Origin of the sequence: Pseudomonas sp. W3I7 (genome assembly GCF_030816095.1) — a bacterium.
GTDB lineage: Bacteria > Pseudomonadota > Gammaproteobacteria > Pseudomonadales > Pseudomonadaceae > Aquipseudomonas > Aquipseudomonas salomonii.
The window spans coordinates 94,346-108,888 of sequence record NZ_JAUSXP010000001.1; the positions used below are offsets into that span (position 1 = coordinate 94,346).

Genomic DNA, 14,543 nt, shown 5'->3' on the forward strand with positions numbered 1-14,543 from the left:
AACGATTCAGCAGCTCAAGCTTAACCCCTTGATCTGCAATAACTTGAATAGCAGCCGCTGCTACGGCAGGCTTGCACGATTAACGACCCTCGACCGGGAGAGACAACACAATGGCACTTATCAGCATGCGTCAAATGCTGGACCACGCAGCCGAGTTCGGCTACGGCGTCCCAGCCTTTAACGTCAACAACCTTGAGCAGATGCGCGCCATCATGGAAGCCGCTGACAAGACCGACTCCCCCGTGATCGTCCAGGCTTCGGCCGGTGCGCGCAAATACGCTGGCGCCCCGTTCCTGCGTCACCTGATCCTCGCTGCGATCGAAGAATTCCCGCACATCCCGGTGTGCATGCACCAGGACCACGGCACCAGCCCTGACGTGTGCCAGCGCTCCATTCAACTGGGCTTCAGTTCGGTAATGATGGACGGCTCCCTGGGCGAAGACGGCAAGACCCCGACCGACTACGAGTACAACGTACGCGTTACCCAACAAACCGTGGCCATGGCTCACGCCTGTGGTGTGTCGGTTGAAGGCGAGCTGGGCTGCCTGGGTTCGCTGGAAACCGGTATGGCCGGCGAAGAAGACGGCATCGGCGCCGAAGGCGTGCTGGATCACAGCCAGATGCTGACCGACCCGGAAGAAGCCGCTGACTTCGTGAAAAAGACCCAAGTTGACGCCCTGGCCATCGCCATCGGCACCAGCCACGGCGCCTACAAGTTCACCAAGCCACCTACCGGCGACGTGCTGGCCATCGACCGCATCAAGGAAATCCACAAGCGCATCCCTAACACCCACCTGGTGATGCACGGTTCTTCCTCGGTCCCGCAAGAGTGGCTGGCGATCATCAACCAGTACGGCGGCGACATCAAAGAAACCTACGGCGTGCCGGTTGAAGAAATCGTCGAAGGCATCAAGTACGGCGTGCGCAAGGTCAACATCGACACCGACCTGCGTTTGGCGTCCACCGGCGCAATGCGTCGCCTGATGGCCACCAACCCGAGCGAATTTGACCCACGTAAATTCTTCGGCGCCACCGTGACGGCCATGCGTGATGTGTGTATCGCTCGCTACGAAGCCTTTGGTACTGCCGGTAATGCTTCGAAGATCAAACCGATCTCGTTGGAAGCGATGTACCAGCGTTACCTGAAAGGTGAGTTGAACGCCAAGGTGAACTAAGCGTTAGGATGTTACTTATATTGAAAAAACCCGCTGCCACGCGGGTTTTTTCATAGTGATCTGCAGGTAGGTTTCGATTGTTTAAAAAGCCCAGAGCTTAGTTGGATTTTGTGAGCTCGATAGCCCCGGCAGAGTTATTAACCCAAAAATTTCCGGTAAGTTTTTGGAAAGGGTGTGCTCTCGGTTACTACATTTGAAATCAGTGAAAACCTATAGGCTATCTTTGCTCCGGGTGCGCCATCCAAGGTGAAGCTCGCAGGTCCGCCTTTTTCAGCGTTGGCGAATTTATATGTTCCTGTCAGCGAATAAGCATCTTTGCCGTCATGAAAGTCAGCCGTTATAGCTCCACTGCTGCTGTTAGCTGTGGTAATAGTAAGTTGTTTGAGCCCCGTGGTGCTTCCTCCGATATAGTTACCCATTGGGTTAGGCATTGTCATGGCTTCGTTACTCGTATGGTGGTGACTGCAAGAGTAATAAAAACTCAAAATAACGCGCGCTGCACTTCAGGGAACCTGTGGCAATTGACAGTTATTGGGAGGATTTAGAACTAATTATTCGGCGAAAATGACATAAGGCCAGTTGAGGATTCGCACGGTATCGCCACACTATTCATACCGCACTCGGCGAAGTCCGGCAGGCCGGCTTCGGTGCATGGGGTGTAGCGGCACAGTGGTAGTGGTTGGGAGACAAAGAGATAAAAGGGCTGGGTTTATTGAAAATGGTAAAGTGCAATCTGTAATTAAGGAGTGATTTCCAGGTTTCCAACAATAAACGACCAGCTAGGTGAGTAGGTTTTCTGGGAAGCGGGAATGCATACAGTAATCGAGAACGAGTTAGGTGATGAGAAAGAAGCAGGCAAAGGAATTGCTGGGCTGACACTAAGTGTTTTTTCTTCCAGTGAGCGGTTGTTGAGGTCTTTGGTGGTAACGGTGCAAGGAAACTGGCTGAGATAGTAGAAGCTGACCTTTGAAAAGGGGATGGCCGTATTGTCATCTTTCGATTTGGCTAGCGTAAACGTAATCAGAGAATCAGCGTGGCTGACAGCCGTGGGGTGGTAATCCACACACAATACGTTGCCGTCGAGTTTTCCTTTGAACTGCGCTGATGTCGGCGTCCAAAACTCCCTGGCCGCTCTAATGCTTCCTGTGTTGGCACTGTTGTAATAAATATGAATGTTGTTGTTGGTTATATGTCGCCAGTGCATCTCGAACGTTTGCCCAATAAGGTCTCCAAAGTGTTCTTTTATCCCTGGCACTACTTTGAAATTCCATGAGGTCGCTCCTGGCGGTGGGGTGACGGCAGGATCGTTGACTGATTCGGTAAAGGTGACAACCGTCGTGCCTGCGGGCAAGCCAATTAAAGTTGTGGCCCATTTTCCTCCGGAGTCTATGAGTACAGTGGGCGTTGTGGGCACCTGAACGACACCGTTAGTCATTACGCTGATAGTGAGTGTGACGCCGGGAAAACCCGTGCCAGTTAAGTCAGTGCTGCCACCTGCGACAATTCCATTTTTTGGAATATTGTTCCCCGCGCTATCTTTGATGGTTGTGATTTTTGGCGGGATAGAACTGGGCATAATACGGGTCCTTATTGGATGAGTAAAACCGTATCTAGCGAAGGATAGTTGCAAGCGGCGAGCTTGATTTATGATGGGCGTTTTTATGGCCCTGGAGTTAACTCGACCTCTCCAATCATTGCAGACCACCCCAGTGTAGTGGCAGCATTAACGGGTGCCGAATGTATTTCTATTATGGCTATGCCAGGTGCGGTCAACGTGACAGGAACAGGCGATGTATGGGTAATGGGCAGCGTTTTTTGATCCAGTATCTTGGAGTTGTTATCTTTCGCATACACGGTGCAATCGACGCTCGATGTATATTTAAAAGTGGCGTTGGAAAGTGGCGTAGTGGTGTTGCTGTTAGGGTCACGTAAATAGAGGGTTAGAATGGCCTCGCCGCCCATGGGCGTCTCGGGGTAGTGGCTCATGCAAAAAACATTTCCCTTTGGCTCTCCTACGCCGTTTTGGATAACTTGGCCAGCGGGCATGCTGTAGCCCCACACCATTCTTGAAGGCATAAAACGGCCTTTGTTGGCGCCTTGGTAATGAATGCCGATATCACGGTCAGTACACGTTCTCGAATGATTTTCAAAAAAAATGCCGTTCCAACCTTCAAAGTTTTCTAACACGGCCGATTGTGCAGGTCGTGTGACTGTAAAGCTCCATGAGACTGTTCCTGGCGGCGGTGCGGTGACTGAGTTTGTGGGGTCTTCGGTAAATGCGACGACCGTCATGCCGGCTGGTAAACCTGTCAGAGTGGCTGTCCATGTCGCATTGGCGCCTACCAGGACGCTGGCAGTTGAAGGCGTCTGCGCAGTGCCGCCCGTTGTGACGCTGATATTGAGTGTTATCCCTGGAAAGCCTAAGCCGCTGAGAGTAATGCTGCCGTCTGTAACGGTGCCCTTACTGTTGGGGAGATTATTTCCCGCGGAGTCTTTAGCGGCAGTAATGGTGGGGGCGAGAGGGCTGGGCATGATGAAAGTCCTTTTTAAGCTTCAGTAGGTCACGACGTTTTATTCAGGATGTTGGGACATTGATTGTTTTTTGTAGCCGATGCACCTGTGAAAAATGACAGTTTTTTAGTGTGTTTGGCTATTGTTGATATACGAATTTCTTATGAGTGGCAGGTCTATTAATTACATTTCCATTTGTTCGGACGCGAGCAATTTGTCATAGGCGAGACATAAAAAAGCCCGCAGCGTCGCGGGCTTTTTTATGGCCGGGATTTGATCAGGCGGCGGTATCGAAGCCTCGATGCTCAATGACGCGGAACACGTCGCTCACGTCCTGCACCAGAATACGTGCGGTATTGGCCACGTTATTCAGGTCGCGCTCGGCGAAGTCCGGGAGGCTGGAGCAGGCCATCAGGTTGAGGTGTTCGAGGGCGGCGTTGAGGCGTTCGCGCAGGCAGGCGTGGAGGTCGGGCAGAGGGGCGGTGCTGTCGATCAAGAGCACGGGTGAGTCGGTGGCGGACTCGGTGCAGGGGTAGAAGCGGCGGGGTGGTAATGGGTCGGTCATGGTAAATCCTTAACTCAAGAAAAGAATGACCACCGTTTGCTGCGAAACAAATTGGGTGGCAGCTGTACGCGGGTTCGCAGACCGAGGAGTTAAGACCCGGCAGACCCGAAGGTCTCCCACGCACAGCCGCCATAACAAGGACGGCCGTCGGCGGAGCGCCGGGGCCGTTTGTGACGGGTGCGGTATTAACTCGGTAGGGCTGCGAAACCCTATCGCTGTTCTCAGCGACGGGGCGAACTATAAGCGGCGATCTGTCTGCCCGCAACGGTCGTGTAGGACGAGCACGTCACCTGCAGCCGAAGCATAACCAATGTGGGAGCCGGGCTTGCCCGCGATGGCGGTGTATCAGCCAACATCAGCAGTGCCTGACACACCGCCATCGCGGGCAAGCCTGGCTCCCACAGGGTTCGGTGGTGTGTTTAAGAGGTCGGGGCAATCAAGGAATAGTCTTTGTATCTGTCGGAGTTTGCCTACGAATATCATCGACTCAAAAGTGCTTTGCAATCGGAAGTATCCTGAAACCCGTCAGTAGAATTCCCGGTGTCTTTATAGGTTTTCTGTTTTAGGTGTACGCCACTCAAAGTGCGCTTTTATCAGTCTCTGATCATTTAAGGTTGATCTTTAAATGTATTCAATAAAGGAGAATGGATAATGGGCTTTATTAAAACCACCGGCGTTATCATGGCATTGTTGGGAGCAGGATCTTTTGCCTACGCCGAGGGCCGAATATTCACTGCATCTGTTAACGAAAAGGGGCAAGTTACTGCACAATCGCCTGAGTGGCTCAAAGAGGTTAAGTTGACCGCGCAGCCTGATTATTTTTCAATCTATAAGGTCAGGTTCATACCGGGCGTATTTAAAGCACCTCCCCGTTTCTGCACGGTCTCGGTCACCGATGTGAGCTCCAACGAACATATCTTCTATGGCCATGCCAAGTTGGGCAGTGTGCCAGCGATCAATTACATTAACGTATTGACACTCAAAGTCGGCGATAACAAACCCGCCGGTGATTCATCGATGGGCTTTATGCTGATGTGCGTTGAATAACCCCACTCAGAAGCCCCGTGATTAACGGGGCTTCTGTCACGCTCTACTCGTGATCAATATCCAGCTTGGCAAACGTTACCCGCGCGCCTTCCTTGCTGTCGCCGCTGTTGTCCTGCACATACACGCCGGCCTTGAAGTACAGCGGTTTGGCACCCCACGCGGCGCCAATGCGCTCGTTCCATTGGCCGTCTGCGGCAGATACGCTGAGCAAGCCGGCCTTATTGAGGTTGATCACATAGGTGAAGCTCTTCTCCAATGGCACATTACTGGCGACGGTGATCACGCGCCCCTCACCATCATCCGGGCGCATGCGCACCTTGGCGACGATGTTGCCGGTCTGGGTTTTTTCCTTGAATTGATACTCCAGCTTGATCAGCGGTTTCTGGCTGTCATACGCGTGGATCTGGCCGATGACCACTTTGCCGCTGGAGGGCACTTGGTTCACCGTAACGGTGGCGCGCAGGAAGTTGTTGGCCTCGTTGTAAGTCCAGTTGCGCAGGCGCCCATCGGCGTAGGTTTCGCGCAACTCGCTGCGTGGGTAGATAGCGTTTTCGGTGCGGGTGCCGGTCACGGGTGTCCAGAATTGTACGTTGCTGCCTTCGGCCTGGAAGTACTGGTCTTTGAAGCCGCTCAGCAGCTTGGGGGTGTCGATGGTCGTGGGCGGGGAGCCGACCGGGATGCTCAGGTTCCAGGTGGAAAGGTCGATCATGGTGTTGGCCTTTTACAGAGAATGAAGGCTTTAGCCCGAGGGCTGCGCAGGTTCTTTATAAGCGGTAGTAACCAAATTGTTAATTAATAGCTGGCAAATTATTGGCGTCAGCTAAATGCCAAAAAGCCATGTTTCCCACAGACCGTGGGCTGTAGGGCTTGACCGTTAGTCGGCTTCCTGAGCTTTGGCGCAATGATGGCACCCACGTCACTTCTGCTTTTTTTAAAGCGGGGCTAGAGTGAGCCCTCTGTGTTTGTCCGGTTTTTGTAGCAGAAGTGACCGGTGCAGCCCCTCAAGGAAGAGACGTAGCATGGATTGCGCTCCACACCCCGGCGATGGCAGTTCGGTTCTTCTGGTAGTTGATGACTACCCCGAGAACCTCATCAGCATGCGTGCGCTTTTGCAGCGTGAAGACTGGCATGTGATCACGGCCGCCTCCGGGCTGGAAGCCCTGGAATTGCTGCTCGCCCACGAGGTCGACCTGGTGTTGCTGGATGTGCGCATGCCCGGCATGGACGGCTTTGAAGTCGCACGCCTGATGCGCGGCAGCCAGCGTACGCGCATGACGCCCATTATCTTTCTGACGGCCCACGCCCAATCGTCCGATGCCGTGCAGGAAGGCTACGCCAGCGGTGCGATCGACTATCTGTTCAAACCTTTTGACCCCCATATCCTCAAGCCCAAGGTCCAGGCCCTGCTGGAACACCAACGCAACCGCCGGGCCCTGCAGCGGCTGAGCCATGACCTGGAGCTGGCGCGTGCCTTTAACGCCTCGGTGCTCGACAACGCCGCCGAAGGCCTGCTGGTGGTGGGCGAGGGCAGTGTGATCGAGTACGCCAACCCGGCCATTTCACGCTTGCTGAACGCCACCATGGCCGAGTTGCAGGGCGAAAGCTTTTTGAGCTTCCTGCAAAAGCCCCATGTGCCCGCGTGGTTGAGTTTCCCGATGTACGAGGCGTACCGGCGGGGTGAAACGTGGCGCCAGCATGACGCAATCTTGCGCACCGGGCGTGGTCAGCAGGTGCCCGTGGCGTTGTCCTGTGCACCGCTGCCCGCCGAGCAGAAGGCCATGGTGGTGACCGTGCTGGATATGTCCGAGGTACGCCATCTGCATCAGCAGTTGGAGTTCCAGGCCGTGACCGACCCGTTGACGGGGCTGTTGAACCGGCGTGGCTTTCACCAGGCGGTGGAGAACCTCTTGTTGCGCAGCGAGCGTAACGAACAGTCACTGGTGTTGCTTTACCTGGACCTGGACGGTTTCAAGCGGGTCAATGACTCGTTGGGCCACGACGCGGGCGACCGTGTGCTGCGCTGGGTCTCGGAGCAGATGCAGGCGTGTCTGCGCTCCTACGACATTCTTGGGCGCATGGGCGGGGATGAGTTCACCGCGTTGCTGGAGCTGGAGTTCCCGGAACAGGCCGCCAAGATTGCGGAAAAACTGATCGAAAGGGTGTCTGTGTGCCAGCAAGTGGACGGTTTGGAGGTGATGCTCGGCGTCAGCATCGGCATCGCCACGTTCCCGGACTGTGGCGCCGACCTGAGCGGCTTGTTGCGTGCGGCGGATATCGCCATGTACGAAGCCAAGCGCGCGGGGCGTCAGCAATATCGCTATTACGATCAGGAAATGAACGGCCGCGCCCGTTCGCGGCTGATGCTGGAAGACAGTGTGCGCACCGCGATTCAAAACAAGGATTTCACCCTGGTCTACCAGCCCCAGGTGTCGCTGGAAGACGGGCGCTTGCGCGGTGTCGAGGCGCTGTTGCGCTGGCAGCACCCCAGCGTCGGCGATGTGCCGCCGGGCTTGTTCTTGCCCCTGCTTGAAGAGGCGCGGCTGATCAGCCAGTTGAGCGCCTGGATCTACCAGCAAGTCGCTGCCCAACGCCAGGCCTGGCAAGCCACCTTCGATGAAGCGCTGGTGCTGAGCGTGAGCTTGAGTGCCAGCCAGTTCAACATGCCCAACCTCGCCAGCCAACTGCAGCAGGTCCTTGAGCGACATGGGTTGCAGGGGCGCCAGCTGGAGGTGGAAATCAGTGAAGACAGCCTGATGAGTAACCTTGAAGAGACCCATAAGCAGCTCAAGTTACTGCGCCAGATCGGCGTGCGCATTGCCCTGGATGATTTCGGCCTGGGCCAATGCTCCCTGGCCCACCTGCGGGACCTGGCGTTCGACACGCTCAAGCTCGACCCGCAACTGGTGGCGCGCCTGCCGGGCTCGGTACGGGACGCGGCGATGGCGCGCAGTATCATCCAGTTGTGCGCGCATTTTGATGTGTTGGTGATCGCCGAGGGTGTAGAAACCCTCGAGCAGTCAACGTGGCTCAAGGCCAATGGCTGCATGTTTATCCAGGGGCCGTGGGCGGCGCAGCCGTTGGTGGCCGAGGAAATGGCTGCCTGGTCCCACCCTCGTCTGCTGTGAATTCGCTACACTGGCGGCCATTCGAACCCTGTTGCAGAACCCCATGACCGCGCTGAAATACCTCCAGGCCTACCCCGCAGCGCTTCAAGAGCAAGTGCGCCAATTGATCGCCAAGGACCAGTTGGGCGCCTACCTGGAGCAACGCTACCCCGAGCGCCACGGCGTGCAGAGCGACAAGGCGCTATACAGCTATGCCCTGGCGTTGAAGCAGGAACACCTGCGCAACGCGCCGGCCATCGACAAAGTGCTGTTCGACAACCGCCTGGACCTCACCCACCGCGCTCTGGGGCTGCACACCACGATTTCACGGGTGCAGGGCGGCAACCTCAAAGCCAAGAAAGAGATCCGCATTGCCGCGCTGTTCAAGGACGCCGCGCCGGAGTTTCTGCGCATGATCGTGGTGCACGAGCTGGCGCACTTCAAGGAATCGGACCATAACAAGGCGTTCTATAAACTCTGTGAGTACATGATGCCGGGCTACCATCAGGTGGAATTCGACCTGCGGGTGTACCTCACGTATCGCGACTTGCAGGGCAAGCCCTAACTTCACAAGGCGTTCGAGCATGGATGTGAGCAAGACCAAAAGCAGTTTCTACCGCCGCCTGTATGTGGCCTACCTGATCGACAGCGGCCAGGCCAGCAGCGTGCCGGCACTGACCGACGCCACCGGCATGCCACGGCGCACGGCGCAGGACACGATTGCGGCGTTGGCTGATCTGGATATTGTGTGCGAGTTCGAGCAGGAGGAGGGGGCGCGCAATCATGCCGGGTGTTATCGGATTCGCAGCTGGGGCGCGATTGATCGGCGCTGGATCGAGGCGAACCTTGCCGCGGTCAAGCAGGTGTTGGGCTATCCCTGACAGGGTACTGGCAGGTCTGGCCTCATCGCAGGCAAGCCAGCTCCCACACTTGAAGTATTCGCAATTCAAAGGGTGGGAGCTGGCTTGCCTGCGATGGCGTCCTTACTGGCGCCGCATACCAATATGGGGAATGTCATCCTCCAGGTATTCCTCACCCGCCACCTCAAACCCATACCGCCCGTAATACCCCTGCAAATGCGCCTGGGCTGACAGATAGATCGGCGTCTGCGGCCAGATGTCTTCAATGCGCTTGAGCGCTTCTTCCATCATCTGGTGCCCCAGCCCGGTACCGCGTGCCACCGGTGCCACGATCACCCGGCCAATCACCACATCACCGCCCTGTGATTGCGGGTCCAGCAGGCGCAGGTAAGCCACCAGCACGTCATCTTGCCAGGCCATCAAGTGGTGGGTATCACTGGCGAGGTCCTGCCCGTCGAGGTCTTGATACAGGCATTTTTGCTCGACGACGAACACCTCATTGCGCAGACGCATAATGGCGTACAGCTGCTCTTTGCCGAGGTCTTCGTGATGTTTGCAGACCCATTCAACCGTCATGGCATTTTCCCTTATTAATGTTTGTTGCCGATAGTAAGCGCCACCGGCCGCCCTGTCTAAAGCGAGCATTTTTGTGAATGGCGTCAATTTGCCATCATTCAGTTCTATCGCTGCTGGCTTCTTTGTGTAATCTGCAATACGGGCTCATTGATGAGCTACTGTTATCAGGCCACTGCCTGCCTGCCCGCCAAGGACTATGAGCATGCCGCGATTTTCTCGTGCCGTTGCTTTGATTGGAGTGTTGCTACTGGCCCAGCCCGCGGTGGCGCAGCGCTTGCGCCTGGTAGCGGATGTATGGCCACCGTTTACCGATTCGACCTTGATTAACGGCGGCCTGGCCACTGACATTGTCAGTACGGCGCTGGCGCGCGCAGGGTATGCCAGTGATTTTGAGCAGGTGCCCTGGGCGCGGGCGTTGATGGGGGTGGGCGATGGCCGTTATGACGTGTTGATCAACGCCTGGTACGACGATGCCCGCACCAAGCTGGGCCAGTTTTCCGGCGAATACCTGATGAATCGCGTGCGGTTTATCAAGCGCCGCGACGACCCCATCGACTATCAGAACCTGGAGCAACTGCACGACGATCCCATCGCCGTGGTGCGCGGCTACGCCTACTCGGCGGCGTTCGACCAGGATGCGCAGTTGCAGAAAGTGCCGGTGCATAACTTCGCCATGGCGGTGCGTATGCTGGCGGCCAAACGCGTCAAGCTGACGCTGGAAGATGAGTTTGTAGCCCGTTATCACCTGGCGCGGGAGTCGCCCCGGGTGCGCAATGCGGTGGAGTTTTTACCCAAGCCGCTGAGCGAGAACAGCCTGCATATTCTGGTGAGCCTGAAGAACCCGGAGCATGAGCAGATCGTGGCCGGCTTTGATCGGGAGATTGCGCGGATGAAGGCAGATGGCAGTTATGCAAGGTTGATGAAGGCGCATGGGATGTAGTGTTTTGGTGGGCCCGATCGCAGGCAAGCCAGCTCCCACATTTTGATTTGTGAACACAGTCAAATGTGGGAGCTGGCTTGCCTGCGATGGCGGTCTACGCCGCGCTGGTGTCTTTGATCAGATGTGCCGCCAATGTGCGCAACGGCCCCAACTGCCGGCAAATCAACGCCAGTTGCGTCTGCACCAACCGCTGCCCCTCATCAATCTCATCGGGCATCTGCTCCAGATCCGCCGCCAATGCTTCTTCGGCATCACTCTGAATCGCGATCGGCTGCTTGTTGGCCAGCCCCGTGGCGATTTCGTCGATACTCGCCGCCAGGCTGTTCCCGGCGCCGTCGATCAGATGTTCACGCACGTCGGCCGGTAATTGAGTCTCCCGATGCGCCCCCAGCCCGGAAAGGTAGCTGAGCAAGGTGTGCGACAACACCAGAAAGCGGAAACCCACATCGGCCTCCTTACGGAAATGCCCAGGTTCCATGAGCATATTCGCCAGCGTGGTGGACAGCGCCGCATCGGCGTTATGCGCATTGCGCCGCGCCAGCCGGTAGGCCAGGTCGTCGCGCTTGCCGGCGGCGTATTGCTGCATGATCTGGCGCAGGTAAATGCTGTTGCAGGTCAGGGTGTTGGCCAGCACCTTGTTCAGGCGCCGGCCTTGCCAGTCCGGCAGGAACAGGAACACCGCCAGGCCGGCAATCAAACTGCCCAGCAAGGTATCGAACAGGCGTGGCAGGAACAGCCCGTAACCGTCGCCCACCTGATTGAAGCAGAACAGCACCATCAGGGTGATCGCCGCCGTGGCCAGGGTGTAGCGGGTGGTGCGGTTGATAAAGAACACCAGGCCTGCGGCGATGGCGAACATCGACTGCACCAGCGGGCTTGGGAACAGGTCGAACAGCGCCCAGGCCACGGTCAGGCCGATGGCGGTGCCGATGATCCGCTGGCCCAGCTTGCGCCGCGTGGCGCCGTAGTTGGGCTGGCACACAAACAGGGTGGTGAGGATGATCCAGTAACCCTGGGAGGGGTGGATGAGGTGCACCATCCAATAGCCGATACTCAGTGCCAGCGGCAGGCGCAGGGCGTGACGGAACAGCAGCGACGTCGGCGTCAGTTGCGTACGCAGGCGCGTCCACATTTCCTTGAGGTTGCGCGGGGCACGGTCCAGCAGGCTGCTGTCGGTGGCGTCGGCCAGGGAGTCGGGGTTGCTGGCATCGCCGAGCAGGCGGTCAAGGGTGGACAGGTTGGCGGCCAACGCCCGCAACGAGCGCAACAGGCCGCGCCAGGCTGGGTTGCTCTGGATGCGCAAGTGCTCCAGGGAGGCGTTCAGGTCGCCCAGGGCTTCAGCAAAGCTGTCGTCATAAATGAACGGCTGGCGCAGCTGGATCGATTCGGCCAGGGCCTGGCAGGCCTTGCCTTGCTGGCGCAACAGGCGCTGGCAGCGGAACAGCACGTCGCTGTGGAAGAAGGCTTCGGCCAGGGCGTTGTAAGGGTAGTGGGACGAGCTGGCGCGTTCGTGGATATCCTGGGCCAGAAAGTACAGCTTCAGGTAACGGCTGACTTTCGAGCCGGGGCGGCCATTGCCTACGCGGTGCAGGATGATTTCTTTGGCGGCATTCAGCGCCGCCACCACCCGGCCGTTTTGCTGGGCCAGTTCCAGGCGGCGCGCTTCCACATCCAGTTGGCGGACAGGCTCGAACAGCGATGATTTGAGCTTGAGGTAACGCCCCAGCTCGCGAAACAACCGCGCCAGGCTTTGCTGCACCGGCTGGTTGGAAAACAGCACCTGCCACAGCACCGACAGCACGCCATACCACGCGGCACCGGCCACCAGCAGTAACGGCTCATGCCAGAAGTCGGTGACGGCGCCACCGCGCTGGTCCACGCCGATCATGGTGTACACCGACAGAATCAACGTCGCTGAAGCAATCGCGCCATAACGTTCGCCCAACGCGCCGAGCATGGTCAGGCAGAAGCTGGCCAGGGCCAGGGCGATGGCGAAGATCCAGGGGTAGGGAAACAGCAGCTCAACCGACAGCGCGGCGACGCTGAAACACACCAGCGTCACGGCCAGTGCATTCAGGCGGCCTTGCCAGCTGTCATCGGTCTCGGCCAGGGCGCTGGCGATAATCCCCAGGAACAGCGGGATCAGCAATGTCATTTCGTTCTGATACCAGCACAGCGCCATGCTGCCGGTGAGGGCGATGAATACCCGAACGCTGTAACTGAATTTATCCAGCGCCCACAGGCGCCGCATGGACTGCTTGAACGAGGTCGATGACATGAAGTCTGGAGTCTTCCGGGACGATGCCGCTAAATTGAGCCAGTAATGACGCCACGGCAAGCGTGGCGATCACATGTAACAGCGAAATTTATTCCAGAGCCTGCATCTAAATGTGGAATGCGATCAATGTGGGAGCGGGCTTGGTGTGGCGAGGGAGCTTGCTCCCGCTGGGCTGCATAGCGGCCCCAAAAACTTGGGAGCGCTCCGCACTCCAGCGCGAGCAAGCTCGCTCGCCACAACAAGCCCGCTCCCACATTTTTTACCGCGTTGTGTCAGGCGTATTGCGCGGCAGCATAGCCCGACGCCCAGGCCCACTGGAAATTAAACCCGCCCAGGTGACCGGTCACATCCAACACTTCACCAATAAAGTACAGCCCCGGGCTTTTCAGCGATTCCATGGTCTTGGACGACACTTCCCGCGTGTCCACGCCACCCAGCGTCACCTCGGCCGTGCGATAGCCTTCGGTGCCCGCCGGCACCAACTGCCAGCTCGACAGCTTTTGCGCAATGTCGGCCACTTCGGCGTGGGTGTATTGCTTCATCGGCTTGGACACAAACCAGACTTGCGCCAACAGGTTGGCCATCTTCTTGGTGAAGATCTCACCCAGCAGGGTTTTCAGCTCGCTGTTGGGGTGCTCGACCTGTTGCTGTTGCAGCCAGGTGTGCGCGTCGTGATCGGGCAGCAGGTTGATTTCCACCGTGTCGCCGGTTTCCCAGTACGACGAAATCTGCAGAATCGCCGGGCCACTGAGGCCACGGTGAGTAAACAGGATGTTCTCGCGAAAGCTCTGGTCGTTGCAGCTCACCAGGCAATCCACGGATGTGCCGGACAGCTCGCCACACAGTTCCTTGAGCTGGTCGGTGATGGTAAACGGCACCAAACCTGCGCGGGTCGGCAGCAGTTCGTGGCCAAACTGCTTGGCCACCTGGTAACCAAAACCGGTGGCGCCCAGGGTCGGGATCGACAGACCGCCCGTGGCGATCACCAGGGATTCGCAGCGCAGTTCGCCCAAGGTGGTTTGCAACTGATAGCCGCCGTCGACTTTGGCGATTTCCTCGATGGAGGTGTCCAGGTGCAGGCTCACGCCGGTCTGGATGCATTCATCGAGCAGCAGGCCGAGGATGTCGCTGGACTTGTTATCGCAAAACAGCTGGCCGAGTTTTTTCTCGTGGTACGGCACGCCGTGCTTGGCCACCAGCCCGATGAAATCCCACTGGGTGTAGCGGGCCAGGGCCGACTTGCAGAAGTGCGCGTTGTGCGAGAGGAAGTTGGCCGGCTCGGTGTACATGTTGGTGAAATTGCAGCGGCCACCGCCGGACATCAGGATCTTTTTGCCGGCCTTGTTGGCGTGGTCGATCAGCATCACCTTGCGCCCACGCCCGGCGGCGGTCAGTGCGCACATCAAGCCTGCGGCGCCGGCGCCAATGATCACAACTTCGGTCGAGCGCAAAACGGTGTCCTCTTACAAATTCTGAAGTGGAATACA

General features: G+C 57.5%; 14 protein-coding genes. 6 read left to right on the forward strand and 8 right to left on the reverse strand.

The features are described 5' to 3' along the window. Nucleotides 1-110 precede the first annotated feature (110 nt). Nucleotides 111-1,175, forward strand: a complete 1,065-nt coding sequence (gene fba / locus QF043_RS00480; RefSeq protein ID WP_003177554.1) for a class II fructose-bisphosphate aldolase — start codon at nucleotides 111-113, stop codon at nucleotides 1,173-1,175. A gap of 137 nt (nucleotides 1,176-1,312) precedes the next feature. On the opposite strand, the gene QF043_RS00485 is transcribed toward fba, so the two are convergent. The 4 genes from QF043_RS00485 to QF043_RS00500 form a co-directional block, all read right to left on the reverse strand. Beyond that, nucleotides 1,313-1,612 carry a hypothetical protein gene (locus tag QF043_RS00485; RefSeq protein WP_307417167.1) on the reverse strand — a complete coding sequence of 100 codons (300 nt, stop codon included), beginning with the start codon at nucleotides 1,610-1,612 and terminating at the stop codon, nucleotides 1,313-1,315. A 302-nt stretch (nucleotides 1,613-1,914) separates the two neighbouring features. Then, nucleotides 1,915-2,751 carry a hypothetical protein gene (locus tag QF043_RS00490; protein ID WP_307417168.1) on the reverse strand — a complete coding sequence of 279 codons (837 nt, stop codon included), beginning with the start codon at nucleotides 2,749-2,751 and terminating at the stop codon, nucleotides 1,915-1,917. Between the two features lie 83 nt (nucleotides 2,752-2,834). Then, nucleotides 2,835-3,707: a hypothetical protein gene (locus QF043_RS00495; protein WP_307417170.1), complete on the reverse strand. Its 873-nt coding sequence runs from the start codon at nucleotides 3,705-3,707 to the stop codon at nucleotides 2,835-2,837. Between the two features lie 256 nt (nucleotides 3,708-3,963). Beyond that, nucleotides 3,964-4,251, reverse strand: coding sequence for a fructose-bisphosphate aldolase (locus tag QF043_RS00500; protein ID WP_307417171.1), 288 nt, complete (start codon nucleotides 4,249-4,251; stop codon nucleotides 3,964-3,966). A 651-nt stretch (nucleotides 4,252-4,902) separates the two neighbouring features. On the opposite strand from QF043_RS00500, the gene QF043_RS00505 reads away from it, so the two are divergent. Then, a complete protein-coding gene (locus QF043_RS00505) occupies nucleotides 4,903-5,298 on the forward strand; it encodes a hypothetical protein (protein ID WP_307417172.1) in 396 nt (131 codons plus the stop codon). Nucleotides 5,299-5,341: 43 nt separating this feature from the next. Here QF043_RS00505 and QF043_RS00510 read toward each other — a convergent pair whose 3' ends face one another. Beyond that, nucleotides 5,342-6,007, reverse strand: coding sequence for a polysaccharide lyase family 7 protein (locus QF043_RS00510; protein ID WP_099488490.1), 666 nt, complete (start codon nucleotides 6,005-6,007; stop codon nucleotides 5,342-5,344). 310 nt (nucleotides 6,008-6,317) lie between these two features. Between QF043_RS00510 and QF043_RS00515 the strand changes: the two genes are divergently transcribed. From QF043_RS00515 to QF043_RS00525, 3 genes are read left to right on the forward strand one after another with little or no spacing between them, the layout of a single operon-like run. Continuing rightward, nucleotides 6,318-8,423, forward strand: a complete 2,106-nt coding sequence (locus tag QF043_RS00515) for a bifunctional diguanylate cyclase/phosphodiesterase (RefSeq protein WP_307417173.1) — start codon at nucleotides 6,318-6,320, stop codon at nucleotides 8,421-8,423. Between the two features lie 43 nt (nucleotides 8,424-8,466). Then, a complete protein-coding gene (locus QF043_RS00520; RefSeq protein ID WP_307417174.1) occupies nucleotides 8,467-8,967 on the forward strand; it encodes a M48 family metallopeptidase in 501 nt (166 codons plus the stop codon). Nucleotides 8,968-8,986: 19 nt separating this feature from the next. Beyond that, the gene (locus tag QF043_RS00525; RefSeq protein ID WP_307417175.1) at nucleotides 8,987-9,283 is read left to right on the forward strand and encodes a winged helix-turn-helix domain-containing protein; all 297 of its coding nucleotides are present in this window, start codon (nucleotides 8,987-8,989) and stop codon (nucleotides 9,281-9,283) included. Between the two features lie 102 nt (nucleotides 9,284-9,385). Here the strand turns inward: QF043_RS00525 and QF043_RS00530 are convergent, their stop codons facing one another. After that, complete coding sequence (locus tag QF043_RS00530; RefSeq protein WP_307417176.1) at nucleotides 9,386-9,838, reverse strand: GNAT family N-acetyltransferase; 453 nt, start codon at nucleotides 9,836-9,838, stop codon at nucleotides 9,386-9,388. A 202-nt stretch (nucleotides 9,839-10,040) separates the two neighbouring features. Between QF043_RS00530 and QF043_RS00535 the strand changes: the two genes are divergently transcribed. Continuing rightward, nucleotides 10,041-10,778, forward strand: a complete 738-nt coding sequence (locus QF043_RS00535; protein WP_307417177.1) for an ABC transporter substrate-binding protein — start codon at nucleotides 10,041-10,043, stop codon at nucleotides 10,776-10,778. A 94-nt stretch (nucleotides 10,779-10,872) separates the two neighbouring features. Here QF043_RS00535 and yccS read toward each other — a convergent pair whose 3' ends face one another. Together yccS and QF043_RS00545 are read right to left on the reverse strand one after the other, a co-directional pair. Further along, nucleotides 10,873-13,056, reverse strand: a complete 2,184-nt coding sequence (gene yccS, locus QF043_RS00540) for a YccS family putative transporter (RefSeq protein ID WP_307417178.1) — start codon at nucleotides 13,054-13,056, stop codon at nucleotides 10,873-10,875. Nucleotides 13,057-13,328: 272 nt separating this feature from the next. Then, the gene (locus tag QF043_RS00545) at nucleotides 13,329-14,507 is read right to left on the reverse strand and encodes an NAD(P)/FAD-dependent oxidoreductase (RefSeq protein ID WP_307417180.1); all 1,179 of its coding nucleotides are present in this window, start codon (nucleotides 14,505-14,507) and stop codon (nucleotides 13,329-13,331) included. Nucleotides 14,508-14,543 lie beyond the last annotated feature (36 nt).

Coding starts and splice junctions, on each gene's coding strand:
- QF043_RS00500 (WP_307417171.1), bottom strand. CDS start 4,251: ATGACCGACCCATTACCACCCCGCCGCTTCTACCCCTGCACCGAGTCC.
- yccS (WP_307417178.1), bottom strand. CDS start 13,056: ATGTCATCGACCTCGTTCAAGCAGTCCATGCGGCGCCTGTGGGCGCTG.
- QF043_RS00485 (WP_307417167.1), bottom strand. CDS start 1,612: ATGACAATGCCTAACCCAATGGGTAACTATATCGGAGGAAGCACCACG.
- QF043_RS00535 (WP_307417177.1), top strand. CDS start 10,041: ATGCCGCGATTTTCTCGTGCCGTTGCTTTGATTGGAGTGTTGCTACTG.
- QF043_RS00495 (WP_307417170.1), bottom strand. CDS start 3,707: ATGCCCAGCCCTCTCGCCCCCACCATTACTGCCGCTAAAGACTCCGCG.
- QF043_RS00505 (WP_307417172.1), top strand. CDS start 4,903: ATGGGCTTTATTAAAACCACCGGCGTTATCATGGCATTGTTGGGAGCA.
- QF043_RS00490 (WP_307417168.1), bottom strand. CDS start 2,751: ATGCCCAGTTCTATCCCGCCAAAAATCACAACCATCAAAGATAGCGCG.
- QF043_RS00530 (WP_307417176.1), bottom strand. CDS start 9,838: ATGACGGTTGAATGGGTCTGCAAACATCACGAAGACCTCGGCAAAGAG.
- fba (WP_003177554.1), top strand. CDS start 111: ATGGCACTTATCAGCATGCGTCAAATGCTGGACCACGCAGCCGAGTTC.
- QF043_RS00520 (WP_307417174.1), top strand. CDS start 8,467: ATGACCGCGCTGAAATACCTCCAGGCCTACCCCGCAGCGCTTCAAGAG.
- QF043_RS00515 (WP_307417173.1), top strand. CDS start 6,318: ATGGATTGCGCTCCACACCCCGGCGATGGCAGTTCGGTTCTTCTGGTA.
- QF043_RS00510 (WP_099488490.1), bottom strand. CDS start 6,007: ATGATCGACCTTTCCACCTGGAACCTGAGCATCCCGGTCGGCTCCCCG.
- QF043_RS00525 (WP_307417175.1), top strand. CDS start 8,987: ATGGATGTGAGCAAGACCAAAAGCAGTTTCTACCGCCGCCTGTATGTG.